The sequence below is a fragment of the Mesorhizobium sp. ESP-6-4 genome, from assembly GCF_020164735.1.
In the GTDB taxonomy this organism is placed as follows: domain Bacteria; phylum Pseudomonadota; class Alphaproteobacteria; order Rhizobiales; family Rhizobiaceae; genus Mesorhizobium.
Genome location: NZ_JAIUGS010000017.1, coordinates 59,853 through 83,911 on the forward strand (window position 1 = coordinate 59,853; position 24,059 = coordinate 83,911).

At 63.6% G+C, this 24,059-nt stretch carries 38 protein-coding genes and 1 riboswitch; of the genes, 23 read left to right on the plus strand and 15 right to left on the minus strand.

Translation table 11 applies throughout. The features are described from left to right. Positions 1-47 precede the first annotated feature (47 nt). The 5 genes from LB523_RS23475 to LB523_RS23495 all read left to right on the plus strand — a co-directional run bounded on the left by LB523_RS23475 (position 48) and on the right by LB523_RS23495 (position 1,398). Positions 48-284 carry a hypothetical protein gene (locus LB523_RS23475; RefSeq protein ID WP_224607377.1) on the plus strand — a complete coding sequence of 79 codons (237 nt, stop codon included), beginning with the start codon at positions 48-50 and terminating at the stop codon, positions 282-284. Positions 285-292: 8 nt separating this feature from the next. After that, positions 293-607: a hypothetical protein gene (locus LB523_RS23480; protein WP_224607380.1), complete on the plus strand. Its 315-nt coding sequence runs from the start codon at positions 293-295 to the stop codon at positions 605-607. Next, positions 604-876 carry a DUF1488 domain-containing protein gene (locus LB523_RS23485; protein WP_224607383.1) on the plus strand — a complete coding sequence of 91 codons (273 nt, stop codon included), beginning with the start codon at positions 604-606 and terminating at the stop codon, positions 874-876. Before LB523_RS23480 ends, LB523_RS23485 begins: the two co-directional genes overlap by 4 nt. A 79-nt stretch (positions 877-955) precedes the next feature. Beyond that, positions 956-1,138, plus strand: a complete 183-nt coding sequence (locus LB523_RS23490) for a hypothetical protein (protein ID WP_224607385.1) — start codon at positions 956-958, stop codon at positions 1,136-1,138. Positions 1,139-1,248: 110 nt separating this feature from the next. Next, complete coding sequence (locus LB523_RS23495) at positions 1,249-1,398, plus strand: hypothetical protein (RefSeq protein WP_095770103.1); 150 nt, start codon at positions 1,249-1,251, stop codon at positions 1,396-1,398. A gap of 203 nt (positions 1,399-1,601) precedes the next feature. Here LB523_RS23495 and LB523_RS23500 read toward each other — a convergent pair whose 3' ends face one another. Together LB523_RS23500 and LB523_RS23505 are read right to left on the minus strand one after the other, a co-directional pair. Further along, positions 1,602-2,003, minus strand: a complete 402-nt coding sequence (locus LB523_RS23500; protein WP_224607387.1) for a DUF982 domain-containing protein — start codon at positions 2,001-2,003, stop codon at positions 1,602-1,604. Positions 2,004-2,191: 188 nt separating this feature from the next. Then, entirely contained in the window at positions 2,192-2,632 is a 441-nt protein-coding gene (locus LB523_RS23505; RefSeq protein WP_224607389.1) for a hypothetical protein, read from the minus strand. A gap of 261 nt (positions 2,633-2,893) precedes the next feature. On the opposite strand from LB523_RS23505, the gene minC reads away from it, so the two are divergent. From minC to LB523_RS23535, 6 genes are all read left to right on the plus strand, one after another. Continuing rightward, entirely contained in the window at positions 2,894-3,781 is an 888-nt protein-coding gene (gene minC / locus LB523_RS23510; RefSeq protein ID WP_224607391.1) for a septum site-determining protein MinC, read from the plus strand. A 162-nt stretch (positions 3,782-3,943) separates the two neighbouring features. After that, positions 3,944-4,759, plus strand: coding sequence for a septum site-determining protein MinD (minD, locus tag LB523_RS23515; RefSeq protein ID WP_095770099.1), 816 nt, complete (start codon positions 3,944-3,946; stop codon positions 4,757-4,759). Then, on the plus strand, positions 4,756-5,028 hold the full coding sequence (gene minE / locus LB523_RS23520) for a cell division topological specificity factor MinE (protein WP_042638296.1): 273 nt from the start codon (positions 4,756-4,758) through the stop codon (positions 5,026-5,028). The genes minD and minE overlap by 4 nt, the downstream gene beginning before the upstream one ends. Before the next feature lie 336 nt (positions 5,029-5,364). Beyond that, a complete protein-coding gene (locus LB523_RS23525) occupies positions 5,365-6,252 on the plus strand; it encodes an EamA family transporter (RefSeq protein ID WP_224543961.1) in 888 nt (295 codons plus the stop codon). Between the two features lie 385 nt (positions 6,253-6,637). After that, entirely contained in the window at positions 6,638-7,144 is a 507-nt protein-coding gene (locus LB523_RS23530; protein WP_095770097.1) for a hypothetical protein, read from the plus strand. Positions 7,145-7,492: 348 nt separating this feature from the next. After that, positions 7,493-8,050, plus strand: a complete 558-nt coding sequence (locus LB523_RS23535) for a hypothetical protein (RefSeq protein ID WP_224607393.1) — start codon at positions 7,493-7,495, stop codon at positions 8,048-8,050. A gap of 117 nt (positions 8,051-8,167) precedes the next feature. Here the strand turns inward: LB523_RS23535 and LB523_RS23540 are convergent, their stop codons facing one another. Beyond that, a complete protein-coding gene (locus LB523_RS23540; protein ID WP_224524745.1) occupies positions 8,168-8,812 on the minus strand; it encodes a response regulator in 645 nt (214 codons plus the stop codon). Further along, entirely contained in the window at positions 8,809-10,206 is a 1,398-nt protein-coding gene (locus tag LB523_RS23545; RefSeq protein WP_224607395.1) for a sensor histidine kinase, read from the minus strand. Before LB523_RS23545 ends, LB523_RS23540 begins: the two co-directional genes overlap by 4 nt. A gap of 560 nt (positions 10,207-10,766) precedes the next feature. On the opposite strand from LB523_RS23545, the gene LB523_RS23550 reads away from it, so the two are divergent. Further along, the gene (locus LB523_RS23550; protein WP_224543959.1) at positions 10,767-10,952 is read left to right on the plus strand and encodes a hypothetical protein; all 186 of its coding nucleotides are present in this window, start codon (positions 10,767-10,769) and stop codon (positions 10,950-10,952) included. Between the two features lie 466 nt (positions 10,953-11,418). Continuing rightward, positions 11,419-11,571 carry a hypothetical protein gene (locus tag LB523_RS23555; RefSeq protein ID WP_224607397.1) on the plus strand — a complete coding sequence of 51 codons (153 nt, stop codon included), beginning with the start codon at positions 11,419-11,421 and terminating at the stop codon, positions 11,569-11,571. Positions 11,572-11,592: 21 nt separating this feature from the next. On the opposite strand, the gene LB523_RS23560 is transcribed toward LB523_RS23555, so the two are convergent. From LB523_RS23560 to LB523_RS23570, 3 genes are all read right to left on the minus strand, one after another. Further along, positions 11,593-11,784, minus strand: coding sequence for a hypothetical protein (locus LB523_RS23560; RefSeq protein WP_224607399.1), 192 nt, complete (start codon positions 11,782-11,784; stop codon positions 11,593-11,595). Between the two features lie 120 nt (positions 11,785-11,904). Beyond that, on the minus strand, positions 11,905-12,285 hold the full coding sequence (locus LB523_RS23565; protein ID WP_224607402.1) for a YkvA family protein: 381 nt from the start codon (positions 12,283-12,285) through the stop codon (positions 11,905-11,907). A gap of 59 nt (positions 12,286-12,344) precedes the next feature. Next, on the minus strand, positions 12,345-12,527 hold the full coding sequence (locus LB523_RS23570) for a hypothetical protein (RefSeq protein ID WP_036258067.1): 183 nt from the start codon (positions 12,525-12,527) through the stop codon (positions 12,345-12,347). Between the two features lie 248 nt (positions 12,528-12,775). Here LB523_RS23570 and LB523_RS23575 point away from each other — a divergent pair, with 248 nt between their 5' ends. Next, complete coding sequence (locus tag LB523_RS23575) at positions 12,776-12,925, plus strand: hypothetical protein (protein WP_095770090.1); 150 nt, start codon at positions 12,776-12,778, stop codon at positions 12,923-12,925. 49 nt (positions 12,926-12,974) lie between these two features. Here LB523_RS23575 and LB523_RS23580 read toward each other — a convergent pair whose 3' ends face one another. Then, positions 12,975-13,310 carry a hypothetical protein gene (locus LB523_RS23580; protein WP_224607405.1) on the minus strand — a complete coding sequence of 112 codons (336 nt, stop codon included), beginning with the start codon at positions 13,308-13,310 and terminating at the stop codon, positions 12,975-12,977. Positions 13,311-13,627: 317 nt separating this feature from the next. Between LB523_RS23580 and LB523_RS23585 the strand changes: the two genes are divergently transcribed. The 3 genes from LB523_RS23585 to LB523_RS23595 all read left to right on the plus strand — a co-directional run bounded on the left by LB523_RS23585 (position 13,628) and on the right by LB523_RS23595 (position 15,941). Next, positions 13,628-13,885: a metal-sensing transcriptional repressor gene (locus LB523_RS23585; protein WP_040973109.1), complete on the plus strand. Its 258-nt coding sequence runs from the start codon at positions 13,628-13,630 to the stop codon at positions 13,883-13,885. Positions 13,886-13,892: 7 nt separating this feature from the next. Continuing rightward, entirely contained in the window at positions 13,893-15,218 is a 1,326-nt protein-coding gene (locus tag LB523_RS23590) for a cation diffusion facilitator family transporter (RefSeq protein ID WP_224607408.1), read from the plus strand. A 75-nt stretch (positions 15,219-15,293) separates the two neighbouring features. Next, positions 15,294-15,941: a dienelactone hydrolase family protein gene (locus LB523_RS23595; RefSeq protein ID WP_224607413.1), complete on the plus strand. Its 648-nt coding sequence runs from the start codon at positions 15,294-15,296 to the stop codon at positions 15,939-15,941. A gap of 14 nt (positions 15,942-15,955) precedes the next feature. Here LB523_RS23595 and LB523_RS23600 read toward each other — a convergent pair whose 3' ends face one another. The 3 genes from LB523_RS23600 to LB523_RS23610 all read right to left on the minus strand — a co-directional run bounded on the left by LB523_RS23600 (position 15,956) and on the right by LB523_RS23610 (position 17,800). Continuing rightward, positions 15,956-16,435 (minus strand): hypothetical protein, encoded by a 480-nt coding sequence (locus LB523_RS23600; protein ID WP_224607416.1) that lies wholly within the window; start codon positions 16,433-16,435, stop codon positions 15,956-15,958. A gap of 252 nt (positions 16,436-16,687) precedes the next feature. After that, positions 16,688-17,428 carry a CbtA family protein gene (locus tag LB523_RS23605; protein ID WP_224607419.1) on the minus strand — a complete coding sequence of 247 codons (741 nt, stop codon included), beginning with the start codon at positions 17,426-17,428 and terminating at the stop codon, positions 16,688-16,690. A 162-nt stretch (positions 17,429-17,590) separates the two neighbouring features. After that, the gene (locus LB523_RS23610; RefSeq protein ID WP_095770085.1) at positions 17,591-17,800 is read right to left on the minus strand and encodes a CbtB domain-containing protein; all 210 of its coding nucleotides are present in this window, start codon (positions 17,798-17,800) and stop codon (positions 17,591-17,593) included. After that, a riboswitch (adenosylcobalamin (AdoCbl) riboswitch) is annotated at positions 17,792-17,943 on the minus strand. It overlaps the preceding gene by 9 nt. An 81-nt stretch (positions 17,944-18,024) precedes the next feature. On the opposite strand from LB523_RS23610, the gene LB523_RS23615 reads away from it, so the two are divergent. After that, the gene (locus LB523_RS23615) at positions 18,025-18,597 is read left to right on the plus strand and encodes a histidine phosphatase family protein (RefSeq protein WP_224607422.1); all 573 of its coding nucleotides are present in this window, start codon (positions 18,025-18,027) and stop codon (positions 18,595-18,597) included. A 151-nt stretch (positions 18,598-18,748) separates the two neighbouring features. Beyond that, positions 18,749-19,021, plus strand: coding sequence for a PilZ domain-containing protein (locus LB523_RS23620; RefSeq protein WP_224524721.1), 273 nt, complete (start codon positions 18,749-18,751; stop codon positions 19,019-19,021). Positions 19,022-19,024: 3 nt separating this feature from the next. Here the strand turns inward: LB523_RS23620 and LB523_RS23625 are convergent, their stop codons facing one another. Then, positions 19,025-19,492 (minus strand): methyltransferase family protein, encoded by a 468-nt coding sequence (locus LB523_RS23625; protein ID WP_224607424.1) that lies wholly within the window; start codon positions 19,490-19,492, stop codon positions 19,025-19,027. Between the two features lie 252 nt (positions 19,493-19,744). After that, complete coding sequence (locus LB523_RS23630) at positions 19,745-20,287, minus strand: DUF6428 family protein (protein ID WP_224607426.1); 543 nt, start codon at positions 20,285-20,287, stop codon at positions 19,745-19,747. A gap of 42 nt (positions 20,288-20,329) precedes the next feature. Here LB523_RS23630 and LB523_RS23635 point away from each other — a divergent pair, with 42 nt between their 5' ends. The 4 genes from LB523_RS23635 to LB523_RS23650 are packed head-to-tail and all read left to right on the plus strand — an operon-like array spanning position 20,330 to position 23,020. After that, positions 20,330-20,680: an ArsR/SmtB family transcription factor gene (locus LB523_RS23635; RefSeq protein ID WP_224607428.1), complete on the plus strand. Its 351-nt coding sequence runs from the start codon at positions 20,330-20,332 to the stop codon at positions 20,678-20,680. A 49-nt stretch (positions 20,681-20,729) separates the two neighbouring features. Then, positions 20,730-21,422, plus strand: a complete 693-nt coding sequence (locus LB523_RS23640; protein WP_224607430.1) for an aquaporin — start codon at positions 20,730-20,732, stop codon at positions 21,420-21,422. Continuing rightward, positions 21,419-21,832, plus strand: coding sequence for an arsenate reductase (glutaredoxin) (gene arsC / locus LB523_RS23645; RefSeq protein WP_140544977.1), 414 nt, complete (start codon positions 21,419-21,421; stop codon positions 21,830-21,832). The genes LB523_RS23640 and arsC overlap by 4 nt, the downstream gene beginning before the upstream one ends. Continuing rightward, positions 21,833-23,020 (plus strand): MFS transporter, encoded by a 1,188-nt coding sequence (locus LB523_RS23650; protein ID WP_224607433.1) that lies wholly within the window; start codon positions 21,833-21,835, stop codon positions 23,018-23,020. It begins immediately after the preceding gene. A 212-nt stretch (positions 23,021-23,232) separates the two neighbouring features. On the opposite strand, the gene LB523_RS23655 is transcribed toward LB523_RS23650, so the two are convergent. Beyond that, a complete protein-coding gene (locus tag LB523_RS23655; RefSeq protein ID WP_040980340.1) occupies positions 23,233-23,517 on the minus strand; it encodes a hypothetical protein in 285 nt (94 codons plus the stop codon). 81 nt (positions 23,518-23,598) lie between these two features. Further along, the gene (locus tag LB523_RS23660) at positions 23,599-24,012 is read right to left on the minus strand and encodes an MAPEG family protein (protein ID WP_224607435.1); all 414 of its coding nucleotides are present in this window, start codon (positions 24,010-24,012) and stop codon (positions 23,599-23,601) included. Positions 24,013-24,059: the final 47 nt, after the last annotated feature.

Below are 24,059 nucleotides of genomic sequence, written 5' to 3' on the forward strand. Positions count from 1 at the left end.
CCGGCCTTCGGCGCGAAGGGCTCGATGCCATCGCGCGGCGGGTCTCGATGAAGGTCGTGATCGAATTCTATCGCACGCGCGTCAGCGATGACGCGCATGCCGTCATCGGTCGCGAGACGGTGCTGGCAACCGATCTCGACGATGCAATCGAGATCGCGCGGCTTTTGGCGAGGACGCTGAACATGCCGCAGTGGCCGGATGCGGTCACGATCTCCGAAGCTGACGGCGCGGCGCTTTATTCGGAGATTATCGCCGCGCGGGAAGGCGAGGAAAGACAGGTATGAACAGGTCCATGGCCAACGGCGAGACCGAGGCGGGCCACAAGGCCGTATCCGGCTGTTCCCCAAACAACAGAGGCTTGTCGGGTCATGCCTTCAGGGATCATCAATACGGCCGCCGCGTCGAAGCGGATCATTCCTGGACCGTCTACCATGTCTTCACCGGGATTCCGGCGCATGTCGACGGCGCTCCGATGGTCGGGCTGACGCGTGCGCATGCGACGACGAGCATGCTGAATCTCAACCGTCGCAACGTCGAGGCTCGAAAGGAATGGAATAGAACCCGGCAGGCAGCTGAACACCCTGAAACACGGGTGGGCAACCCATGACGCTCGCCTTTCCAAATCCCAGCCGGAGTTTCGATCAAACGCGCCGCGCCGTCTGCTTCATTGGCCATGACGGTATGTTCCAGGTCCGCTTCTTCGTCGAGGTCGAGGTCCTTGGGACATTTGGCGATGCTGGGGGCAAGGAAACGGCCGAGATGGCATATCTTTCAGCATTCGACGCCTTGCGCAGCTCCATCCAGAACGCCGCCAGCAAAGCATATGCGCGCGAGCGCCGAAACTCCTACACGCTCACGGCTTCCGGCTTCCGATAGGCAGGAAGCCAATGTCGCAGGGAAAACCCGCAGTCGCGAATAGCCTTAGCCCTGGCTGCTACAAGAAAGGATAATGCCGATGCGTTTCATGAAAACCCCCGAGGCGCCGCCCGCCGCGATCAAGCCGATCGTCAGGTCCTCAAGCATCATGTCCGCGCGGCTGACGGTCAGGAAGGACGAGGCAGCAAGGCGCAAGCTCGCCGACACTGACGGCACCTTGCGGCGGGCACGTCAGATCGCAGAACGCAATCGCCTGATTTGACATGATGGCCGCCTGACTCTTGCTTGGGCCTTATGTCTCGCGAACTGTCTTTCCCGCTCCTGGGCATGTCCAAATCCCAAGGCGCAATTGCCTAAACCGGAAGAAACACCATGGCGATGAAACCCAACTACCGATACGAGCGCAGCAAACGCGATCAGGCGAAGGCGGCAAAGAAAGAGGCGAAGCTCGCGGCCAAGGTGGCGAAAGAGAAAGTGGTGGATCCGGAAGACGAGCGGGAGGGGAGCACTGATAACGGATAATGTCGCGTTAGGCAGGCCGGCCTTGGAACCGCAATGACACAACGAGAGTCCGATCACTTCGAAATCGATGTGGAGTGCCCGCGGTGCCATCACCAGGCGAAAACGCGTGTGGGCTGGATACGCGCTCACACCCAGATGGAGTGTGAAAATTGCGGCGAGATCATCGACATCGAAAGTAAGAATTTCAGACCGCGCGAGCAGCCTTAAGGCGTCACGAGAATGGCCGCCTCGCGGGCGGCTGCTATGAACGCCTTGCGCGCGAATGAAGCCGGTCGGCGCCCGCTGTTTACATCCGTGCAGGCCTGAATGGCTGCGCGGTGCTTGTCGCTTCGCTTGCCGCGCCATCTTCGAAGCAGGAAGTCCAGGCAGGCGGCGGCATCGCCGATTGCCTCCCGTCCGCCGGCCGGATCAACGATGATTGTCACCGACTGGTCGAATTTTTCATTTGCCATCACTGCGCTTAGGCCGCGGCGCGCAACATGGCAAGCACTGTTTGTTGTGGGCGAACGGGTGGGCGAACGCAAAGATAGGCTTGAGTGATACGACACGAGGCAGTCGGCGGGAAACCAGCCGCAAGCAAAGGCCCCACTCGCATGCAAGACCAAGGAGAGGCTCCTGGACAGCCCGACCTACTCAGCAAGAGATCAAGCCGGACTGTCCTCGCCGCACCAGCGAAATCGTATCGTGCGCCTTTGTTTCCTGTCTGGCCAGCAAAACCGCAGCAAATGAGAGCCGTTGAGCTGCCGACCGCGACTTGTGCAGAGGTTCGATCGCCGATCGGCAATTCGCTTCTCTAGCTGCTGCTCGCCCAGATCGAGCAGCCGACCTTCTGCCCCGTCGCCGGGTCCCGCGCGGTCTTTGCGAAAACCGGCCTCAGACCCGCCCTGTTGGATGCGACGTCCTTGCTTGCGAGGTAGGTTGGGTCGCCGACTTCCCAGTGGTAGCGCGTGTTGGCAGGCGCCTGCTTCCAGGTGAATTTCGAGCGGTAGGCCACCTGGCCTTGCGCGGTGTTGTCGAACCGGCAGTCGATGGTCGCCGGCATCATTCCCTTGGCGCTCATCGCGCTGACGACCTTGTCAGCGTCGGCGGTCGTCAGCCATTGGTCTGTGCTGCTCGTCTGGTATACGTCTATTCCGCTCGGCTGGTGCGTCATGCATCCTGCAAACACCATCAGGACTGCCATTGCGGCACCTGTCTTGCCTGCTCGCTTGCTGTCTAGCCGGTCAATGCCCATGCCCGTCTCCTCCCTGAAGAGAGTGGAAAGTTCCGGGTAAGAAGATGGTTCGCGCGCGTCGCTTCGTATATTAGGCGCTTCACACGCCTGGCTCGTCGGAGCCTCGATCTTCGGCGAATTGCGGGGCGGCGGCTGGTCTTGTGACCGCCCGGCCACAGCAGTTAGCCGCGTCAGCTATTAACGGCTCCAATCCCCAAAATTAACCTTTTGTTAACCATTAGCCCGGCACCCTTTAACCATTGAGTAAGGATTCGCCCGGACGTGACCTTCGCCGCCCCTTTGCACAACAAATCGATCCGCTTTCGCGCCCGTTCCTTCGTCGCTTTCACGCTGACGCCGGAAGCGCCGATCGCCGACTGGCTGGAGGGGTTGGATCACTGGATCGCCAATTCGCCCGGCTATTTCAACGGCCGCCCGGTGGTGCTGGATTTGAACACCTTGCAGCCGGGGCCGGAGGAGATCGCAGCGCTTGTCGGCGTGCTCGGTTCGCGCGGCATCCGCGTCTATGCCATCGAGCTCGAAGGCGCCGAGCTCGGGTCTGAATTGCCCCCGCTCTTGGCCGGCGCCAAGGAGGCGACCGCCGAGGGGCTGCTTGGCCGGGCCGCGCGCAAGGCGCGGGCGGAAGAGCTGGAAATGGCCGTCGCCGGGGAGCGGGCCGAAGTGACCCGGGAAACGATCCAGGCGGCGCCCGCCGAGGTTCTGCAGGCGACCGGCGATGAGCCGGTGGATCCCGAACTGGCAAGGCTGGAAGCGGTCAGGATCGAGCCGGCTCAGGCCGAACCGGAAAAGCCAGGGCAGGGCGCCGTGCCGGCGCCTGCCGCCGGCACGCTGATGATCAAGGCGCCGATCCGCTCCGGGCAGTCGGTCTTCCATCCGCATGGCGACGTGATCGTGCTGGGCTCGGTCGCGTCCGGCTCGGAAATCGTCGCCGGCGGTTCGATCCATGTCTATGGCACGTTGCGCGGCCGGGCGATCGCCGGCTCGGAAGGCAATATTTCGGCGCGCATTTTCTGCCGCAAGAACGAGGCCGAGCTGCTCGCCGTCGACGGCTGGTACACCACGGCCGAGGAGATGGAAGGGGTGTCGCGCGGCAAGGCCGTGCAGGCCTTCCTCGACAATGATGCGTTGTGCGTGGTGCCGCTCGGCTGAGTTCTTGGCCGCAAGCTTCGGACCGGTTTCGCGTGCGAAGGTTATCAGTGCATGTCGCCCCCAGTTGCAGCGGTCTTGGGAGAACGATGTGCACCAAAAGCGAAAGATCCCGCCGTGCCTGGCACGGCCAGAGAATAAAAACCGCCAATGGAGGCTGGATATATGGGCAAGGTAGTCGTGGTCACATCGGGCAAGGGGGGCGTCGGCAAGACAACCTCGACGGCCGCGCTCGGCGCCGCCGTGGCCAGGACAGGCAAGAAGGTGGCGCTGGTCGATTTCGACGTCGGCCTGAGAAACCTCGACCTCATCATGGGCGCCGAGCGCCGCGTGGTGTTCGACCTCGTCAACGTTATCCAGGGGACGGCGAAGCTTTCGCAGGCGCTGATCCGCGACAAGCGGCTGGAGACTCTCTACCTGCTGCCCGCCTCGCAGACGCGCGACAAGGACGCGCTGACCGAAGAGGGTGTGGCGGAAGTCATCGCCCGGCTGCGATCGGTATTCGACTATGTCTTCTGCGACAGCCCGGCCGGCATCGAGCGCGGTGCCCAGCTCGCCATGCGCTTCGCCGACGAGGCGGTCATCGTCACCAATCCGGAAGTCTCGTCGGTGCGCGACTCCGACCGCATCATCGGCCTGCTCGACGCTCGCACCATGAAGGCCGAGCAGGGCGAGCTGGTGCAAAAACACGTGCTGGTCACGCGCTATGACGCGGCGCGCGCCGCGCGCGGCGAGATGCTGTCGATCGACGACGTGCTGGAGATCCTCTCGACGCCGCTACTCGGCATCATCCCGGAAAGCCAGGATGTGCTGCGGGCCTCTAATCTCGGTTCGCCCGTCACGCTCTCGGAACCGCTCAATGGTGCCGCAAAGGCTTACCTCGAAGCGGCAAGACGCCTGGAAGGCGAGGACCTGCCGGTGGTCGTCCCCTTCGAACGCAAGGGCTTCCTCGACCGGCTTCTCGGAAGGAGGGCCGCATGAGCATCCTCGATCTCTTCAAGCGGCGTACCAGCGCGCCGGTGGCGCGCGAGCGGCTGCAGCTGCTGCTCGCCTATGAGCGCCAGAGCCGCGGCCAGCCGGATCTCGTCTCCATCCTGCGCGAGGAGATCATGGCGGTCATCGCCAAGCATGTGCAGATCGACCAGGACTACCTCCAGGTCTCGATGGACCGCGGCGCAACCATGTCGACGCTGGAGATCGACATCCAGATCCCCAACAAGAGCGCCGCGCCGCTCGCCATGGCGGGATAACGCCGGGCGCATTTTCTCTCCCTCGCCAAAGGCGGGGGAGAGGTGGCCACAGCGGCCGGAGTGCGGGCCTGCGCCAACGCTTCGTCGTCCTCGGCTTGACCCCAAAATCCACGCCGTTACCTTCGACTTGGAGGCGGCGGTACTGAATTCCGTAAGCGTTGCAATACGTTAGCGCTATGGTATGGACCCTGCGCGCGTCGCTTCGCTCCTTGCTCCGCGCCAGGATGACGAAGGCGTAAACCTCACTCTCTTGTCCCACCACCCGCCCCGTACTGCCTCACGACAGCGTGGTGCCCGCGCCCTATCTCCATTCCCGAACCAGGGATGGAGCCAGGATTGACCTCGACGCAGACCGCGAAGCCGGAAACCCATGTCGGCGCAATGCCCGTTCTGGGGCTGCTCGGCGCCATCCTGTCCGTTCAGGTCGGCGCCGCCTTTGCCAAGGGGCTGTTCCCGGTGCTGGGCTCGGAAGGCACGACCATGCTGAGGCTCGCCATCGGCGCGCTGATGCTGGCTGCGGTGCTGAGGCCCTGGAAGGTGCTGCCCTCGCGGAAAACCCTGCCTTGGCTCGCCGCCTACGGCATCACGGTCTGTGCCATGAACATGCTGTTCTACGCAGCGCTCCAGCGCATTCCGCTCGGCATCTGCGTGGCGCTCGAATTCACCGGGCCGCTGTTCGTCGCTATGCTCGGCTCCCGGCGCCTGCTCGACCTCGTCTGGGTGGCGCTGGCGATAACCGGCATCGTGCTGCTCTCGCCTTTTGCGGATGCCAGAAGCGGGCTCGATCCGCTGGGGGTGGTGCTGGCGCTCGCAGCGGGCGCCTGCTGGGGGCTCTACATCATCTTCGCGCAGAAGGCCGGCGCCGAGCTCGGCGTGCGCACCTCCGCCTATGGCATGGCGATCGCCGCTGTGCTGGCGCTGCCTTTCGGCTTCAGCGCCGCTCAACCCTATCTCGCCGACCCGCACATCATGGCGGGCGCGGCCGTGGTCGGCCTGTTCTCCAGCGCGCTGCCCTTCTATCTGGAAATGCTGGTGCTGGCGCGCATGCCGGCCAAGGTCTACGGCATGCTGGTTTGCCTGGAGCCGGCGGGCGGCGCGCTGACCGGCTTCCTGTTTCTGCATGAGAAGCTCAACCTTTTGCAATGCGCGGGCGTTGCCGCCGTCATTGCCGCCGCCTTCGGCACCGCGGTCGCGGCGCGGCGGCCGGTATCTTTGCCGGCCTGAATCCATCTCGGACCGGGGCAATCCCGGAAAATGCGCGAGACGGCAGGCTCGGCGCCTCGCAGCGGTAATCCATCCTGAGCTGCTTCGAAACAAGGACGTGCGATGGTTTGCCGTTTCCGTGAAACGGTGAACCGCTTCGGCACCCGCAGCTCGTTAAGGGGTTGGTTGGCTTTGGAAAAACACCCCCGTGGCGGCAACATCCGACCGCATCCGGTGGTTGAAATAAGACCTAAGTCCTATAACAAAATTGCAATAGGTCCGAATGGACAAGACATGGGTCGTGGGCCACTTCCTTATGCACTGCTGATTGGGGATGCTTATGCTGCGATATTGCCGGTGGGGTAGTTCGGCCGACGGGCTGAAGGGCTGGCATGGGGAGAACCGAATGCGCACATCGCGCGGGGGCTGCAGGCTAGTCTTGCCAGCGCTGGCTGCGTTGGCGCTTGTCGTCGCGCCTGTCAGTCTCTCCGTCGATGGTCTCGTCGTGACCAAGGCCTATGCCGACAAAGGCGGCGGTGGTCATGGCGGCAGCGGTGGTGGAAACGGAAGCGGCGGCGGCAACAGCGGGAACGGTGGCGGAAATAGCGGCGGCAACAGTGGAAACGGCAATAGCGGCGGCAACAACGGAAACAGCAATAGCGGCAGCAACAACGGCAAGAGCAATAACGGCGCGAGCAGCAGCGCGGCAGGCACCGCGGATGTCGATAGTCATGTGAACGCCGTTACCGGCGACAAGGTCGAGGCCACTAGCAGCAGCATCCAGGTCACGCACCGCAATGGAATGAAGGAGACGATCGAGAACGGCCGGTTCAGGATGGAAGACAAGTACGGACGCACCATCGTCGACCGCAGGGCTACCATGGCCGATCTCAATCGCCTGAAGAACTTGTGAGACAGAGTTTGTGGGAGTGAGGTTTTATCCGGATTAGATCTTAAGGGACCGAAGGTCAGCGCTGCAAAATCAGGTTGCCACCTTTTGCTTCGTCTCTGCGGTCCTGATCGTCTTGCGATGGAACTTGGCTACTCACCTTGCCCCCGCCTTCGTGCGGGGGTAATTTTTTGCGCCGGGAAAGCCTGTCCGTTGCGACATTGGTCAGCTATGGCGCCGGAAATGGTCCGACGGGTGGGGGCAAGGGTCGTGGGCCGCTTTCGTCGCCCCGCCGGAATGTGAATTCTCGCCCGGATCAACACACCGGTTCCGCCTCGTCTGTGCCGTGAGCGGAGCTTCAGCCATGCGGAAGTGGGACCGGAACGAAGAGAAGATATGCGAAACCGCCCCTTCAGCAGGCTCGCCTGGCTCGCGCTGCGTGTGTTTAGCGCGCTGGCGCTGATCTTTGCGCCCTGGCACATCACCTTTGACGGCGCGCCGAGGATTGCCGCAGCCACCGCCGCCGGTAACGGCAATGGCGGCAACGGGGGGAACGGCGGTGGTGGAGGCGGCGGCAGCGGTAATTCCGGCTCGGCCGGCGGCTCGAATTCCGGCAATAGTGGCGACAACGGCAACAGCAATGGCCAGGGCGACAACGGCAATAGCAATGCTGGCGCGAGCAACCCCAATGCCGGGCCGGGCAACAACAGCGGCAAGGGCAATACCAATCCCGGCGGCAAGAATAGCTACACCAATGCCGCGACCGGCGACACGCTTTCGATCGACGGCGATAAGGTCACCGTCATTCATCGCAACGGTATGAAGGAGCAGGTCCAGAACGGCCGTTTCGAGATGACGGATGCGCAAGGCCGCACCATCATCGAACGGCAAGCGACGGAGGAGGACCTGTCGCGCCTGCTGAACTTGTGAGCGTTGAGAATTGAAGAACTGAAGAACTGAAGAACTGAAGAGTCCTCTCTTATCCAGTTCCCCGATTCCTCAATTCCTCAATTCCTCAGTTCTTCAATTCTTCAATTCCCCAGTACCTTAGTGCCTTTCCCTCGCCTCATGCATCAGCAGCGCCGCCTCGGTGCGGTTGCGCACGTTGAGCTTGGCGAGCACCCTGGTCATGTGATGCTTGACCGTCTTCTCCTGCAGCGACAGCCGGGCGGCCACCTCCTTGTTGCTCAATCCTTCGGCGACCAGTTTCAGGATCTCGGCCTCGCGGCCGGTGAGCTGACTGAGCGGATCGGGCTTGCTGCCGGTGGGCTGCAAAAGGTCGGAGAGCAGCCTGGCCGAAAGGCTCGGCGATACGTAGCTCTGGCCGTTGGCGACATCGCGCAGGATCTCGGCCAGCGCCTTGGAGCCCACGCCTTTCAGTACATAGCCGCGCGCGCCGGCCTTCAGCGCCTGGGCGACATCGGCATTGGTCTCCGATACCGTGAGCATGACGATCTTCTGTTCGGGCATCGCTGAAAGGATACTGGCGAGCGCGTTGAGACCGCCGCCCGGCATGCTGATGTCGAGCAGGAGAATATCGGGCGCGCTGGCGCGCGCCAGCCTTTCGGCGTCCTCGGCGCTGGCGCCTTCGCCGACAAGCTCGAAGCCGCCGATTTCGCCGAGGCTGCGCGCCACGCCCTCGCGAAACAGGGGGTGGTCGTCCACTATTGCGATGCGGATGGATGTGCTCACGGTTGCTCCTCGACAGACAAGGCAATCACCAGTCTTGTTCCTTCCGGGCCGGACAGCGTCTCGAACTGCCCGCCTATGCTTTCGATGCGTTCCCTGAGGCCCGCAAGCCCAAGGCCCTCGCTTCGGGCCGGGTCGAAGCCGGGACCCGAATCCATCACCTCGACCAAAAGCTTGCCGCCTTTCGTCGTGGCTCTGACCTGCTGGCCCTTGCCCTTGCCATGCCGGAAGGCGTTGTTCAGGCCTTCCTGCACGAAGCGATAGACGCTTATCTTTTCCGAGGTGCCGAGTTCCGGCAAGCGCTCAGGCAGGGTTAGCAACACCTTGGTGCTGGTGCGGCGCTCATGCTCGGCTACCGCCAGCCGCAAAATGTCTGCGATGGCCTGCGCCTCGATCTGTGGCAGCACCAGCCCGTTGCAGATGCCGCGTATCTCGCGCATCGCTTCGCCGAGCGTCTTGTGTATGCCGGCGATCTCGGCTTCGCGCAGCTGGCTGGACGTGGCCGGGTCGACCAGCGCCGGGCTGTCCATCCTCAGCGCGGCAAGCGCCACCAGTTGCGCCGGTCCGTCATGCAGGTCGGCGCCGATGCGCCTCAGATACCGCTCGTTGATCGCTGTGGCGCGGCGCGAGGCGCGTTGAACGCGCTGGCGCAGCGACGAGTTCTGCGCCAGGGCCGTCTGCAATTCGGAAACCTTGGCCTCGAGCGCAGCCTGCTGCGTGACGATGGTGCGGCTGCCGCGGAAAACGATGCCGGAGAGCAGGGCAAGCGCCGCGGCGGTGGCGGCCGCCACCACCAGCCATGTCCACAGCAGAGCTGAGTGGAGCGATTCCTCGAAGTCGCCGGATAATTCGTAGAATTCGCTGACCGCCACGACCTCGCCGGACCACGGCTCGCGCACCGGGTTGTAGATTTCGAGGAGCGGAACGCCCATCGACCGCTCCTTGTCGTCTTCCTCGTCCTCGAGCCTGTTGTATTTGACCATGACGTTGCCGGCGAAAGCGGCGATGAGGTTGGCGTTGGGCCTGATCTGCTTGCCGATCAGGCTGGCATCCTTGGAGTAGAGGATCGTTCCGTCGCGCCGCCACAGCTTGAACGAGACCAGCCTTTTCCCGAGCGCGCCCTGGCCCAGCGTCTCGTCCAGCGCGCGCTTGACGGTGTCGTCAAGTTCCTGGCTCTTGCGCATATCGGGCAGCAAGGGTGCGATCACGCTGTCGACATAGAGCGCGGTGGTGGCGGCGGAATTGTGCAGGACCCCGTCACGGATCTGCGATGTCACCCACAGCCCGACCACGAGCATCACCGCCAGAAGGCCGATACCGCCCGCGATCACGAACTGCCAGGCCAGAGAGAGCCCGCTCCAGATTCGTGCAGGTCGTGTTAAATACCTCCCAAACATCGGCACCATTCACCCACCCGTCCGCGACAGTATAGGTGAGGGGAGGCAATTGCGACACCGACCTTGGTCCGTGCCCATGGGAAAGGTTAATGGCAGAGCAGGTTTGGGCGCACGCCGACGGGCGGGCTTTGATTCGCAAGCGAGGAGGCTGCTTGCTCCGCCGGGCGGCAAAGCCAGCGCCATTCCTGTTGACGGAGGAGACGCGGGCCGGCTGCCACCTGAAATTACGGGTTCTTTTGCAATGCCGACACAACCACCAATCAAGCCCCGGCTCCGGACCAATGGCATATGCCCCGCGGGATATAGCGCCACACCGCTGATGCCTTGGCCTGGCGCGGTCTCTTCATCGATCGTTGTGGATGTAGACATATAGCGGCGACCTCTCGCGGGCGGCCCGGCTTGCAACCCGTCCATATCGGCGGGCGGGCCGCTCTTTCCCGACATGAACTGCGGACGTCGCGGCAAAAATTTGCCCCCAAAAGAAGTCAGGATCAAGCTGTTGATGGGTCGAACAACCGCCGCATATACAATGGGCTTCATCACGCTGTTGGCAACGCAGTATGGACGTCGGCAAAAAAAAGCAAAAAACAAACCAGCGGTTGTCGATTTTTGAGCTCGAGGCACTGCGGGAAGCTTTCAGGCAGTCCGTTCGCGAGAATGACGTCGCGGAAGCGGAATGGGCGCAACACGCCGAGCTTTTCGTCAAAAGAGCGCTTCAAGAAGACGGCCGTCTTACACGAGTTTGAGCGCTCGGGCGCCTGAAGCAATTCCAGGAAGGTCGGCGCGGTTTTCAGCCTTGGAATTGCGGCACCCGGCTTCCAACCGGTCGGACCATTGCGCCGGCGCGTAGGACCTCAGCAACAATTGCGGGCGCAGCGGGAAACCGACACTCTATCCCTGCGCCGGCTCCCCCCAAGGAAACCCAAAGGTCGGCGCTTCAGCCCGGCTTGCCAGTCAAAGAGCCGTACTCTTTTACCGCCAAGGCAAGCCGGGCTACCCCAACCGCCGGTCCGGCACTTTCCGCTCGTTTGTCGCATCGGTAGCAGCGTTGCGCGGTGCCGCCAGCCTGGCCCCACGGGTCATTGCAATGCGCAGAGGGTCATCCGCTTTCGCGGAACGAAAAGGGGAGTCGGCGCGTTTTCCGCCGCGATGTCGAGGACTCCTCACCATCACAAGGCCGAAAGCCCTTTTCAGGCTTCCGAGGCGGAGCGCTTGGCGCGTGCGCAAAAGAATGCCAGGCTGAAGGATCTTCGCACCCACGCTTCATGGCTCGTGCTCGATCCGCAGGCTCACTTCCAGGAGGTGATCGACTGTTCGGCATTGCTCGGCGACCTGCCGATCCGAAAGGTCGCCGGCGACGGTTAGGAATTCCGTGCTTTTCAGGCTTCAGGCTGGCTGTAACCGGGCGGCGTCCTGTCGCGATATCTCGATCAGTCGCGCGATCGCCAATGGCGCCATCAGCGCAAAGAACGCCGTGACATCGAAGAGGATCGACCGCGCCAGATCGAACCCGCTGTGGTCGTAGCAAACTGCGAATTGCATCACGCCTGACCCTTTTTGACCCTGCACACTGCGCATGTGGCTTCGCGCGCGCCAAAAGCATGACCCTGATTTACAACAAATACAAAATGTCGCTAATCTAAAGATGGCCGTGCCAGGCCAATGCAATCGACGCCGTCTGGTCGGGCCCCGAAGCGTTCAGGCTGGCTTTGGCCAGAACAGCCAAGTGAGCGCCAGCGCCGCCAGCACCCAGAGCGCGATCATGAAGGCGAGCCCGGCCTTGCTCACCGGCTTCTCGCGTCGCACCGCCTCTTCGCGGAATTCCTGCATCAGATCGGGCGGGACCAGCCTGACCGCGAGCATGATGCCGACAGGCACGATCACCAAGTCGTCCAGGTAGCCGATGATGGGGATGAAGTCCGGGATAAGATCGACGGGGCTCAGCGCATAGGCCGCAACCGCACCCGCTGTGGCTTTTGCATACCAGGGGACACGCGGATCGCGGGCCGCAATCCACAGCGCCATCACATCGCGCTTGATCCCTCGCGCCCATTGCTTTGCCGAGTCGAAAGCCGACATGCGCCTATTCTATAGCTGTGCGGGTCTTGAGGCCATTCAGCGATGGCCGGCTCGGCCCCTCAGGCGCAATCCTTCAGTTCGACAACCTCGACGCCGAGGCGGAAGGCCTGGCCATCGGCATAGGAGCGCGCATATTGCTCGGCTTCGAATGGAAAGATGAGCGTTGTGCCGTAGGCGGTGACGCGCACCGTCCACTTCTGGCCCCTGACGAGTTCAACACCGTGAAGCTTCGCCGTAACCATCTCACCCTCCTCAGATCCGGCACTTCAGCGACATCGGCATAACGTCGCGAAAGTCATTTGAATACAAATAATCCGACTCAATCGTGTCGTTACGGTGTCGCTTCCGACATTGGGTCGTTTGCGTCCGTGAAATGGTTCACCGACAGCAGCGCTTTTTTTGCCGGCGGGCCGTGACTGGGCGGCAAGGTCCTGCTCGGAACCGCGAGGGCCCCAGGCGGATTAGAGTCCTGGTTCACAAGGAGACCGCCATGATCCGCAAGCTGAAATCCGGTGAATACCGGCTCTATTCGCGCAAAGTCGATCCCAGAACCGGCAAGCGCCGCAACCTGGGCACCTTCAAGTCCCGCGAAGCGGCAGAAAAGCACGAACGCGAGGTGCAGTATTTCAAGCGTCACTAAGGCAGTCCACCGCTTCGCGGCGAGGAGGATCGCGCCTCAGCCACCGGTCTTACCCGTGTGGTCTCGGCGGGGTGCGCGGGCGAGGGTGGCCGGGCACGTTCGAGCCGATATGGTCGAGGTCGCAACGCCTCGTCACCATTTCGACCGAGTTGGTGTCGACCGTCACGCGTCCCAGCACCTGCACGGTCGTGCGTCCGAGATCCTCGTCGACATGCACGACGTCGCCTTCGAGTCTGAGCTTGTCGCCTGGCTTGGCATTGGGCTCGGCCATCGAATAATTATGACCATCGCCGTCGAGCTTCAGCATCACGCGGTCCCTGATGCGCTCGACCACGGTGGCGATGACAGCCACCCGGTCGCCTATCTCCACTGCGGGCCGTGTCATTGCGGCCTCCTTTCGCGTGGTCTCTGGCCGCCGGAGCCGCCTGGCCCCACGGGAGGTGGCGGCAGCCGCTAAAATAAACGGCAAACCAAGCATTTGGTTGCCGCGGGGCTGCCGCTCGCCGCAGCCGGTTGATCAAATGAAAACGGGATTTCGCGGCAGAGACTGCCCCACGGGCCAAGGACCTGCTGCGTCGGCGAGCATCTGCCAGCGGGCACGCTGGGCTGGGCGGCGAGTCCAGCCCTGCCGCGGGCTAGCCTCGAGAGTTCGAGGCATATTATCTGTTGGCAATATCCTACCCAGGGGGATAGGATGTTTGCATGACGATACACAGCTCCCATCCCGATATCATCGCCCGGCTCAAGCGAGCGCATGGCCATCTCGCCGCCGTGCTCACCATGTTCGAGCAGGGCCGGTCCTGCCTTGACCTCGCGCAACAGCTCCATGCCGTCGAAAGCGCGGTCGGCAATGCCAAGCGCGAGCTGATCCACGACCATATGGAGCATTGCCTTGTCGAAGGCGGCGAACCGACCAGGGACACGCTCAAAGAGCTGAAGCAGCTCACCAAATATCTGTGAGGCGGCGATGTGGGAAAAAGCGCTCGACTGGTTCGGCTTCGGTGCGCACGGACATCATGGCGGCCACGGCCACGACCACCATGGGCCGCATGGCCATACTCATGGCGTGATCGACGCGACCATCGCCACCACAGACCGCGGCATCTGGGCGATCAAGTGGTCGTTCGTGATCCTCGCGGTCACGGCCGCGCTGCAGGGCGTCGTCGTGGTGCTTTCGGGCAGCGTGGCCCTGCTTGCCGACACCATCCACAACATCGCCGACGCGACCACCGCCATCCCGCTTTGGATCGCTTTTGTGCTCGTGCGCCGCAAACCGACAAGGGCCTTCACCTACGGCCTCGGCCGGGTCGAGGATCTCGCCGGTATCATCATCGTGCTCATCATCCTGGCCAGCGCGCTGGTGGCCGGATACGAGGCGATCAATCGCCTGTTCAACCCGCAGCCGGTGCATTTCCTTGGCTGGTTGGCCCTCGCCGGCATCATCGGTTTCCTCGGCAATGAAGCGGTGGCGGTTTTTCGCATCCGCGTCGGTCGCCAGATCAACAGCGCGGCGCTGGTTGCTGACGGCTATCACGCCCGCACCGACGGCCTCACCAGCCTTGCCGTGGTCGCAGGCGCGGCCGGCGTCTGGCTCGGCCTTCCGCTCGCCGATCCGATCATCGGCCTGCTTATCACCGTCACCATTTTCGCTATCGTCTGGCAATCGGCGCGCTCGGTGCTGACCCGCATGCTGGACGGCGTTGAGCCCGGCCTCGTTGACGGGATTCACCACGCCGCCGACCATGTCGCCGGGATCGAAAAAGTGGTTGACGCCAAAGCCCGTTGGCTCGGCCATAAGCTGCATGTCGATGTTACGATCGCTGTCAATGACGGCCTGCTGCTTGCCGCCGCGAACAACATCGCCGCATCGCTCAAGGCCGAGCTCTTCGCGCACATCCCGGCACTCGACGTCGCCACGGTGCACTTTGCCGAGCCAGAGACGGAAGCCGGCCACCATCATGCGCCGGATTCATTCCTGGTCTCGGGCAAGCTAGCCAGCGGGCTGCTCGAAATCGTCGACACGCCGCAGGGCGAGCGCATGCGGCTGCGCCTGTCGCGTCACGCCGAGGGCCTGCGGGCGAACGTCGCCATTGAAAGGGCGGACGGTGCGGTCGAAAGCCTGCCGCTGTCTCCGGTCGGCGGCGACCATCATTATCTGCAGAGCCTGGTCGCACCTGCCGAACCACACGAATTCAGCGCCAGGCTGCAACTGGCAGCCGGTCCCGACACCGAGGATTTGCCCTTCGCCATGGCCGAACCGGAAGGCCACCATCACGAGCGCGCGCATGGATGATAGGGTGACGGCGAAGGCTTCGGAAAGGGGCATGGCTGGTGATGGGGATTCTATAAGCCGGATAAAAGACGATCATTGCCCGAACTCAACGCGATCGGCCAGGCGACGCCGGAGGGAAAGCGGATGGCTGCTATTGTACTCTTTCACTCGGCGCTGGGCCTTCGGGCGGTGGAGCATCAAGCTGCTGAGCGCATGCGAAGCGCGGGGTACGATGTTGTGATGCCGGACCTCTACGCAGGGCTGACTGCGGCATCGGTCGACGACGGGCTTGACTTGATGAGCAATGTTGGGTGGGAAACCATCTGCGACCGCGCCAGGGAGGCGCTCCTCCAGACTTCTCCAGACGCGGTGCTCGCTGGCCATTCCATGGGAGCTGGCGTGATCAGTGCTGTTTGGTCAGAAAGAATCGCTGCCGCCGGCATTGTGCTGCTGCATGGCCTTGCTGACATTCCCAGCAATGTTCGCCGACACATCCCGGTCGCGGTCCACGTCGCCGACCCAGATGCATTTGCTCAGCCAGAACACGTTGCCGACTGGTCGGCGTCGGCGAAGCGCTGCCACGTCAGGGCAGAAATTTTCACCTATCCGGGGATCGGCCATTTCTACACCGATCAAGCGCTGCCGGATTACGATGCGTCCGCAGCCGAGCTGACATGGTTGCGCGTTCAGGCTTTCCTGAAAACGATCACACGCAAGACCGGGAGCGGTTCGGTGATTCCGTGAAACGCTGAACCGTTCTAAGCAGCGCCGGCTCGCAGAGCGGGTGAACGGAAAATCGACCATGCAGCGGCGCCGAGCGCCGCCACCGTGGCGAGGATCACCGCAAGGCTCGGCAAGTGGAAGAAGATGTCGCGCCATCTGGGCTCGACGACCGCGCCGGTGCTGGAGGCCTCGCCGCTATACTGGCACAGGATCCACGCCGCGCCGCTGCGCACCATCTCGGCATCGATGTCCGAGATCAGCGCCTTCGCGTTGCGTTCGGTAGAGGGCATTGTGGCCATATAGGTGAGCAGCGCCTTGGCGGCGGCGAGATAGGCGTGGCTGCATTCGTTGAACGGGCTTTCCTCGTCGCCGAGGCTGCCCGGCATCAAGCCCCAGAGGCAATAGGTGAATTGCAGATTGCCGTGATTGTAGAGCCGCCGGAAGGTCGGGTCGGTCGCGGTCTGGCGCTGGGCGAGGTCGAGGATCTTGCCGCGATAGCGCGCGATGACGGCCATCTGGCCGTGGGTCAGGCTGGGGATCTGGATGCCGGGAGGAGGCGGGGCCGAGGATCCGCCATGCGCCTGCGCGGATGTGGCGGCCAGAAATGCGAGCAGCGCCGCAACCGAGCAATTCCAGGAAAAGTGTGCGGCGGTTTTCCGTCCGGAATTGCGAGAAAACGAAAGACCAAAGTGGCTCTGCGGTCGTACCGACCGTTGAGCCGCTTTGGCCGCCAGGGCGCAGAACCGTGGCGGCCAACGCATCGGATTTCAGGCGTAGCGGCGTGCCGGGCTGCGCTGGTCGCGCACCGCGACCACGCGTTCGGCAACCGCGCCGAAGCCGAGCCCGACGACGGTCCACAGCACCAGCTGGATGCCGAGCGAGGCGACGCGGAATTGCCACAGCACGGTCGCCGAGAAGTTCTCCGGCACTTCGTTGATGTCGGGCAGCGCCGCCTTCACCAGCGCGAAGACGACGAGGAAGGCGAGGCCCGCGACGATCGAGGCGTTCCAGGCGCCGAGCCGGTTCCACAGCCGCTGCGCCAGGCCGACCGCCGCTACCATCGCCGCGATCGAGACGACGATCATGATGAAGAACAGCTCGGTGCGGTAGCCGATGGTCTCGGCGTTGCCCACCGCCGGCGGGCTGGCCGGGTATTTGAGGCCGGGGACCACGATCACGGCCAGGAAGCCGAGTGCCGCGATCAGCGCCGAGGTGCCGCGCGGTCCGAGCGAGCCCAGCCGGCCATGGGCATAGGCGAAGACCAGCGAGAACAGCCCGCCAAGCGCGGCGCCATAGATCAGCACGCCGGTTGCCAGGCCGATGCCGGCTTGCGTGGCGCGGCTGACCATCTCGGGCTCCGGCGCCCCGCCGGCGGCCTGGGCCTGCTGTTCCTCGAAGGCGATCGCCTTGTCGACCTGCGGCTCGCCATAGACGCGGGCGAAGGCGAACGCCAGAATCCCGGCGACCAGCCCGACAAGCATGCCGCGCAGCAAAAGTTTTCCAACCATGTCACCAATCCCTCCAAGCAATTCCAGGAAAAGTGCGTAGCGGTTTTCCGTCCGGAATTGCGTTAAGCCAACCAAGCAATTCCAGGAAAAGTGCGCAGCGGTTTTCCGTCCGGAATTGCGTTGGATCAGAATCGAAAGCAGGTTCAGCGATGCTGAACCGCTTTAGTGGCAGGGGAAGCCGAGCAGGTGGCGGCCGTCATGCACGAATTCGTGCACATAGGTGCCGCGAATCAGCGAGGTGGCGCCTTCTTCCGCGCCGACGAAATAGATCGCCAGCATCAAAAGCAGCCCGCCGAGGATGGCCCAGGGCAGAAGCTCGCGGACCGGAATCGCAACCGGGCCGTAGCTGGGGGCGAAGGTGGTGTCGGACATATTGACCTCCCTTGGGATACTGCGTCCCGTTGATCGAGTGCTGCGGAATAAGGCCTGACTTTCGGCTGGTGCCGATTACAGTGGCGCGACCGTGCCGGACTCGCACCGGCTTCCAATCCCGTATAGCACTAAGACACTTGTCAGCACTTCGTTCGCCTGTCAACGACATGTAATGGCGGCACGGCTTCGTGAGGCCTGTTTTTCGCTGGGCCACGGAGTTTTTCATGCTTGTCCGCCTGACGATGATCGCAAGCGGAGCGACGGCCGGCATGCGCAAGGGCCGCTTTCCGAACGATGAGCCGCCGGAGCCGCGCGCCCTCGATCGCGCCGGCGCGCTGGCCGCTTCGCTGCGTCGCGCCGACCGTGTCTGGACAAGTCCGGCGCTGGCTGCGCGGCGGACGGCCGAGGCGCTCGGCCTTGACGCGACGGTCGAGCCGCTGCTTGCCGAGCAGGATTTCGCGCGCTGGGCCGGCAAAGGCTTCGAAGAGGTGCAGGCCGAGGATCCGGAAGGCATGGCGGCCTGGTTCGCCGGTACAGACGCGGCGCCCCATGGCGGTGAATCGCTCGCCGACGTCGCCCGGCGGGGTGCTGCGCTGATGGAGCGGCTGGCCGGCGAAAGCGGTCACATCGTCACGGTGACGCATGCCATGCCGATCCGCGCCGCCATGGCGCATGTGCTCGGCGCGCCGCTTTCCTCAGTCTGGAAGATCGACATCGAGCCGCTGTCGCTCACCGAGTTCCGCAGCGACGGCCGCCGCTGGGTGCTGCGCGCGAGCGGCATCACTGTCGCCGGCTGAACGCCCAGGCGTGAACGCTCCATCCGTGAACCCGGCCGGCATATCAAGCCGGCACACCACTGTTTCAGCAATCGCTAACGGAACGGAAACGCCTCGCTGCTATAGTGCGGCCCCGTGGCGAGGAGAGCCTTGCCTGAGGAGCCCGCCGGATATGGCCGATTATCCCGAGACCGAACGTCGTCTTCATGCGCGCGAATTCGTGCTCAAGGAAGCCACGATCATCGCCGCCGGCGTCAGGATCGGCTGCTCGGTCAGAAATCAGCACGAGCAGGGCGCGGAATTGCGTGTCGGCGCCAATGTGGAGATCCCGGACCGCTTTCTGCTTGAGGTCCCGGCCGACGATACGGCCTATCGCGCTTTGGTGCGGTGGCGGCGCAACGACCGCGTCGGCGTGGCGCTCTACAGCAACGCGCCGAAGGACTGATGCTCAAAGGTAGCGGCGCACGCTCGCCCTGTAGGCGCGGTAGGGTTCGCCGAACTTGCGTTCCAGATAGGCCTCCTCGCGCAGCACCACGCCGTAATGCAGGATGGGGAAGCTCGCGATGGTCGCGATGACGGCCCACCAACTGTCAAACAGCAGCCCGATCCCGAGAAGCAGTCCCATCAGGCCGACATAAAGCGGATTGCGGGTGAAGCCGAACGGGCCGCCGGTGATGATCGCGGTGGTCGGCAGCGTCGGGTTCACATTGGTGCCGCCGCGCAACATCGTCGAGCGTCCCCAGGCGATGATCGCAACCGCCAGTGCTGCCAGCACTATGCCGAGCACGATGGTCAGCGGGCGGCCGCCGATCGCCAGCGGCCAGACATAGCGCAGCGCCAGCATCGCGATCAGCGCCACGAGAAAGAGCAGCGGCGGAAACACCGCCACGCCCGGATTGTCCGCTTTGTCATCCACAGCCATCTTCATCGACCAGGCGCCATTGCCGCCACTATGCACGGACGCGCATCGTCCAGCAATTCGTGACTTGATCCTGTCTAGGCGATGTGCAGCCTGGCATATCGGGAACACAACCGTGGCGCGCGCGTTCACTGTCGCCGATCGACAGGGATTGCGCGGATGAGCAAGACAGCCGTTTGGGTGGCGCTGATCGCCATCGTTCTCGTGGGCCTCTATTTGTTGCAGGCCAATGGCATGATCCGGTTCTGATCAGGGCGGCGCGTCACCATTAGCGGGCTCAACAGCAGCGACTCCCTCCGCACCCGCTCGCTGCCTTCTGTCTTCCAGCCAGCGGTCGCGCGGCTTGCAGCTTGACGGCCGTGGCGACAGCTCGACCTCAACCGTCCCGCCAACAAGGCTCGGCTGGGCTGCCCGGTGCAGTTCGATGGGGCGCACGCCGTCGCTGACCTCGAAGGTCAGCTTAGCAGCCCCATCGAGAGCGACATGGTCCGAAACCTTGCGGATGATCGCGGCGAATTTGCCGGCTGGCATATGGACCGGTCCGCCTTCGTCCACGTCCCACAGCTGGACGAATATCTCCGACCAGGATTCCGGATTCGCTTCGCAATCCAGCGCCGAGAACTGTCCAGCCTTCACCTCGGTGACGTGGTAGCCAGGCTTTACCGGCCGCCCGTCATAGCGGAACACCAGTGGCCTGTCCTTATGATCGGCCAGCGCCATCAGCAGATCGCCGATGGTCAGGTCGGAGGGGTCCATAGGAGCGATGTTTTTCCGATTGTCAGAAGAGAGCATGTCGGCTATTCCTCATTTCAATATTTCAAGGATTGTTGAAACGTGGATGAACGTCAAGCCCTGACCGCCTTTGGCGCGCTGTCGCAGGAAACACGGCTGCGCCTGCTGCGGCTGCTGGTCGTTGCCGGCCCGGAAGGCATTGCCGCCGGGTCGCTCGCCGAGCAGGTCGAGGTCTCGCCGTCCAATGTCAGCTTCCACCTCAAGGAACTCGAACGCGCCGGTCTCGTGACCGCGCGGCGTGATGCCCGCTCGATCGTCTACAGCGCCGAGTTCGACGCGCTGTCCGGATTGATCCGCTTCCTGATGGAGGACTGCTGCTCGGGCCGGCCGGAAATCTGCGCGCCGGCGCTTGCGGCACCTTGCTGCCAGCCGGGCGAGGAGAGCCGGCAATGACCGTCACGCCCGCTACCCAACTCCCCATTGTCCAATCCAGGGTCGACCGATGAACACTTTCGATCTGCCGCGCCGGTTTGCGGCTGAAGCTTTGGGCACCGGTCTACTGGTGGCGACCGTCGTCGGTTCCGGCATCATGGCCGAGACGCTGACGCATGACACCGCGCTGGCGCTGCTTGGCAACACGCTAGCAACCGGCGCCATGCTGGTGGTGTTGGTCACCGTGCTCGGGCCGATCTCCGGCGCGCATCTCAATCCGGCCGTTTCGCTGGTGTTTTGTCTCAACCGGTCGCTGCCTGCTCGCGATCTCCCTGCCTATCTGTTCGCACAGGTCGTCGGTGGAATCGCCGGCACGATCGCCGCGCATCTCATGTTCGCCCTGCCGGCGCTGGAGGTCGCGACGAAACTGCGTGCCGGGCCGGCGCAATTGTTCTCGGAAGTGGTCGCGACATTCGGCCTTGTCGCCGTCATTCTCGCTGGCCTCCGCTTCGAGCGGCGGGCCGTGCCGGGGCTGGTCGGGCTCTATATCACAGCGGCCTATTGGTTCACGGCATCCACTTCCTTCGCCAATCCCGCCGTCGCCGTGGCGCGCTCACTCACCAACACTTTTTCCGGCATCAGGCCGCTCGATCTGCCCGGCTTCGTCGTCGCCGAATTGCTCGGTGCCCTGACCGCGCTCGCGTTGATGGGCTGGCTGCTGCGGCCCGCGGCCAACCCACAACCCTTGAAAGCAGAGCCATGACGGTCACGATCTATCACAACCCCGACTGCGGCACCTCCCGCAACACGCTCGCCATGATCCGCGCCAGCGGCGAAGACCCTGTCGTGATCGAATACCTCAAGACGCCGCCGGGCCGCGAAAGGCTGCTCGAACTGATCGCCGCGATGGGGATTTCTGCGCGCGAGTTGTTGCGGGAGAAGGGCACGCCTTACGCCGAACTCGGCCTCGCCGATCCGAAATGGAGCGACGATGAGCTGATCGATTTCATGCTCGCCCATCCGATCCTCATCAACCGGCCCATCGTCGAGACTCCGAAAGGGACAAAACTGTGCCGGCCGTCGGAAGCGGTGCTGCCGCTGCTCGACAATCCGGTGCGGGAGTTCGTCAAGGAGGATGGCGAGAAGGTCGCCTATCCACCAGGGCAAGCCTGATTGGAAGCCACCGCGCCCATCGCACACAACCGCCGCGTCCTCGTTACGGCTCTTGGCATCACGCAGATTCTCGCCTGGGGATCATCCTACTACCTGCCCGCGGTGCTTGCCGCGCCGATTGCTAGGGATACCGGCTGGTCGTTCGCCTCGGTCGTTGCCGGGCTATCCTGCGGGCTCCTGCTTGCCGGGCTGGTGTCCCCCGTCACCGGGCGGCTGATCCAGCGCCACGGTGGACGGCCGGTGCTTGCCGCGAGCTCGCTGCTGCTGGCGGCCGCGCATTCGCTGTTAGCGACGGCGACCGACTATCCTCTTTATCTGGCTGCATGGCTGCTCATGGGCTTGGGCATGTCGAGCGGCCTCTACGATGCCGGCTTCGCCACACTCGGCCGCCTCTTTGGACAGGGCGCGCGCGGCGCCATCACCAACCTGACGCTTTTCGGCGGCTTTGCCAGCACCGTCTGCTGGCCGATCAGCGCCTTCCTTGTCGAGCAAGGCGGCTGGCGCACCGCCTGCCTTGCCTATGCCGCGATCCATTTGGCAATCTGCTTGCCGCTCCATCTGTGGATAATACCGTCGCCTCCGGCCGCCGCGCCTGCGCCGGTCAAAGACAGGTCGAAAGAGGCATCGACCACCGGCAGAGCGCGGGCGCGCTTCATTCTGCTGGCCTCCATTCAGACCTTGGCCGCACTGGTCGCGTCCATGCTCTCCGTGCATCTGCTGACGCTGCTGCAATTGCGCGGCGCGAGCCTGGCAGCCGCCGTCGGACTTGGCGCGCTGGTCGGCCCTTCACAAGTCGGCGCTAGAGTGGCGGAGCTGCTGATCGGCCGCAACCGGCACCATCCGATCTGGACGATGCTGACATCCGTGACGCTGCTTGCCGCCGGAATCTGGCTGCTGCTGACGAGCCAGACTTTTGTTGCTCTCGCCTTGATCCTTTATGGCGCGGGTAACGGCATCCATACGATCGCGCGCGGCGCGCTGCCGCTGGTGCTGTTCGACCCGCAGCAATACGCGGTGCTGATGGGCAAGCTCGCGACGCCCAGCCTCATCGTCCAGGCGGCGGCTCCGTCCGTTGGAGCGCTGCTTCTTGGCACGGGCGGCGCCAATCTTGTCCTGGCCACGCTGGCGCTCGCGGCAACGCTCAACGCGGGGCTGTGTATTTGCCTGCTTGCGAGCATGCGCCGCTGATCCTTGAAGCGGTTCATCGCCCCACGAAATCGCCGACCTGTCCCGGGCTTTCTCGCCGCTCCAGAGGGAACCCGCCACACATTTTTGACGCGACGGCAATCCGCGTGACGCTCGTCAGGCGACAAACGAGTACCGCGCCGCGCAAAAAACCCGACCCGGCAATTGCCGGGCCGGATTCTCTTGATTGATTCACAGTCGCGAAGCGTCCCTGTTCAGTCGCGATGCTCCGGCATCGCCTTGAGCTGATCCTTCGTCCAGCTGGTGACTGCATGCACGTCGCCGTCCTCGTCGCGCATGAAATCGAGCTGGCTGGCTGTGACGGCCACCGGCTTGGCGCCGATGCCGAGAAAGCCGCCGACATCGATGACGACTTGGCTGCCGTGCAGGTGGTCGACCGAGCCGATCTTCTCGTCATCCGGGCCGTAGATGGTGGCGCCTTCGAGGATGTCGGGCGTCAGCTCGGCGTTGGTCAGTCTTACGTGGCTGGTGTGGTCCATGGCGCATCTCCTGTGGTTGTACAGGGATGAACCTCTGATCGGGGCGAGGGTTCCGCCGACGGAGCGAAAAGCGAGCGCTGCTCAGCGAAGCGCTGCCCAGCCCGTCACGAGGACGAGGACAAGCGTGACCACCGCTCCGGAGACATAGAGGATCGTCCTGACGCTGCCGCCCTTGGCGGCGTTGCCGCCGCGCAGGTAGATGATCATGTGGACGAAACGTATCGCCAAGTGAACCCAGACGAGCACGGCGAGCGTCACCGGCTCGACGCCGACCATCATCGCCAGCAACACGGGCACGACGAAGGGCGCGAGCGCCTCGACCGAGTTCATGTGGACGCGATCGATCCGATAAAGAGAGTTGTCGTCGTCCGCCGGGATCACCGGCCCTGAAAGCTTGCCTGCAAAACCCTTGGACGAGCCTGAGTAGATCGCCAGCGCGACCGACAGGAGGCAGAGCGCAAGCACGCCGAGGGTGCTCAACCAATAGGCTTCCATTGTATCCAGTGCTCCTCCGATCGCCACCATGCGGGCCATGCCCCCAG

Excerpts from the sequence above, each read along its gene's own strand:
- LB523_RS23610 (WP_095770085.1), bottom strand. The coding sequence starts at position 17,800 with ATGTCCGACACCACCTTCGCCCCCAGCTACGGCCCGGTTGCGATTCCG.
- LB523_RS23600 (WP_224607416.1), bottom strand. The coding sequence starts at position 16,435 with ATGGCCGTCATCGCGCGCTATCGCGGCAAGATCCTCGACCTCGCCCAG.
- LB523_RS23585 (WP_040973109.1), top strand. The coding sequence starts at position 13,628 with ATGACGATACACAGCTCCCATCCCGATATCATCGCCCGGCTCAAGCGA.
- LB523_RS23580 (WP_224607405.1), bottom strand. The coding sequence starts at position 13,310 with ATGACACGGCCCGCAGTGGAGATAGGCGACCGGGTGGCTGTCATCGCC.
- LB523_RS23620 (WP_224524721.1), top strand. The coding sequence starts at position 18,749 with ATGGCCGATTATCCCGAGACCGAACGTCGTCTTCATGCGCGCGAATTC.
- LB523_RS23605 (WP_224607419.1), bottom strand. The coding sequence starts at position 17,428 with ATGGTTGGAAAACTTTTGCTGCGCGGCATGCTTGTCGGGCTGGTCGCC.
- LB523_RS23490 (WP_224607385.1), top strand. The coding sequence starts at position 956 with ATGCGTTTCATGAAAACCCCCGAGGCGCCGCCCGCCGCGATCAAGCCG.
- LB523_RS23570 (WP_036258067.1), bottom strand. The coding sequence starts at position 12,527 with ATGGTTACGGCGAAGCTTCACGGTGTTGAACTCGTCAGGGGCCAGAAG.
- LB523_RS23475 (WP_224607377.1), top strand. The coding sequence starts at position 48 with ATGAAGGTCGTGATCGAATTCTATCGCACGCGCGTCAGCGATGACGCG.
- LB523_RS23550 (WP_224543959.1), top strand. The coding sequence starts at position 10,767 with ATGGACGTCGGCAAAAAAAAGCAAAAAACAAACCAGCGGTTGTCGATT.
- LB523_RS23630 (WP_224607426.1), bottom strand. The coding sequence starts at position 20,287 with ATGCTCTCTTCTGACAATCGGAAAAACATCGCTCCTATGGACCCCTCC.
- LB523_RS23505 (WP_224607389.1), bottom strand. The coding sequence starts at position 2,632 with ATGGGCATTGACCGGCTAGACAGCAAGCGAGCAGGCAAGACAGGTGCC.
- LB523_RS23655 (WP_040980340.1), bottom strand. The coding sequence starts at position 23,517 with ATGGACCACACCAGCCACGTAAGACTGACCAACGCCGAGCTGACGCCC.
- minE (WP_042638296.1), top strand. The coding sequence starts at position 4,756 with ATGAGCATCCTCGATCTCTTCAAGCGGCGTACCAGCGCGCCGGTGGCG.
- LB523_RS23485 (WP_224607383.1), top strand. The coding sequence starts at position 604 with ATGACGCTCGCCTTTCCAAATCCCAGCCGGAGTTTCGATCAAACGCGC.
- arsC (WP_140544977.1), top strand. The coding sequence starts at position 21,419 with ATGACGGTCACGATCTATCACAACCCCGACTGCGGCACCTCCCGCAAC.
- LB523_RS23575 (WP_095770090.1), top strand. The coding sequence starts at position 12,776 with ATGATCCGCAAGCTGAAATCCGGTGAATACCGGCTCTATTCGCGCAAA.
- LB523_RS23615 (WP_224607422.1), top strand. The coding sequence starts at position 18,025 with ATGCTTGTCCGCCTGACGATGATCGCAAGCGGAGCGACGGCCGGCATG.
- LB523_RS23480 (WP_224607380.1), top strand. The coding sequence starts at position 293 with ATGGCCAACGGCGAGACCGAGGCGGGCCACAAGGCCGTATCCGGCTGT.
- LB523_RS23565 (WP_224607402.1), bottom strand. The coding sequence starts at position 12,285 with ATGTCGGCTTTCGACTCGGCAAAGCAATGGGCGCGAGGGATCAAGCGC.
- LB523_RS23530 (WP_095770097.1), top strand. The coding sequence starts at position 6,638 with ATGCGCACATCGCGCGGGGGCTGCAGGCTAGTCTTGCCAGCGCTGGCT.
- LB523_RS23640 (WP_224607430.1), top strand. The coding sequence starts at position 20,730 with ATGAACACTTTCGATCTGCCGCGCCGGTTTGCGGCTGAAGCTTTGGGC.
- LB523_RS23560 (WP_224607399.1), bottom strand. The coding sequence starts at position 11,784 with ATGCGCAGTGTGCAGGGTCAAAAAGGGTCAGGCGTGATGCAATTCGCA.
- minD (WP_095770099.1), top strand. The coding sequence starts at position 3,944 with ATGGGCAAGGTAGTCGTGGTCACATCGGGCAAGGGGGGCGTCGGCAAG.
- LB523_RS23590 (WP_224607408.1), top strand. The coding sequence starts at position 13,893 with ATGTGGGAAAAAGCGCTCGACTGGTTCGGCTTCGGTGCGCACGGACAT.
- LB523_RS23495 (WP_095770103.1), top strand. The coding sequence starts at position 1,249 with ATGGCGATGAAACCCAACTACCGATACGAGCGCAGCAAACGCGATCAG.
- LB523_RS23545 (WP_224607395.1), bottom strand. The coding sequence starts at position 10,206 with ATGTTTGGGAGGTATTTAACACGACCTGCACGAATCTGGAGCGGGCTC.
- LB523_RS23660 (WP_224607435.1), bottom strand. The coding sequence starts at position 24,012 with ATGGAAGCCTATTGGTTGAGCACCCTCGGCGTGCTTGCGCTCTGCCTC.